The sequence below is a fragment of the Bifidobacterium pullorum subsp. saeculare genome (assembly GCF_016899725.1).
Classification (GTDB): Bacteria; Actinomycetota; Actinomycetes; order Actinomycetales; family Bifidobacteriaceae; genus Bifidobacterium; species Bifidobacterium pullorum_C.
In genome coordinates this window covers 1-483 of the sequence record NZ_JACLYU010000153.1, presented here as the reverse complement: position 1 = coordinate 483, position 483 = coordinate 1, and the positions used below count along the sequence as shown (strand labels likewise).

Sequence of the window (483 nt, the reverse complement as noted above, 5' to 3'; positions counted from 1 at the left end):
CGACCGACACGTGGCCGTCGACAAAACCCAACACTTCGACCCGCGGAAGCATGTTCCGCCGCGCCGCCCAGTCGCATATCATCCTTACCGCATTGAATTCCCCTTCAGACACCCGTGCCGAAGCTACTTCCACACGATCGACTTTCAAGTCTTCAAGCAGTAAGCGGGCAATCATTAATTTCTCATGGGGCACGAACGACACGCCATTGGTCTGCTCGCCATCGCGGAGCGTGGTGTCCATGATTTCTATTCTCGGATGATTTTCCATAAAACTTTTTTTACTCACCTCAGATTACACAGATTTAATCTTTTATAAATGTCCGCATTTAGCCGGCAAGGAGTTAAGAAGCCAATACTTCTGTGCTATTGGCATTTAACTCCTGCCGAAGGCATAACTCCCTTCTAACTCCTTTTATCTATGAGGATATTCATTAATCTTTATCAATATTAATTATAAACAGAAAAAATCTGCGTAATCTGTGG

1 pseudogene is annotated in these 483 nt (G+C 45.1%); it reads right to left on the bottom strand.

Annotation, left to right across the window (positions count from 1 at the left end):
• Window positions 1–241 (bottom strand): annotated as a pseudogene (locus H7U32_RS09920) (hypothetical protein); the annotation flags it as partial.
• Between the last annotated feature and the right edge of the window lie 242 nt (window positions 242–483).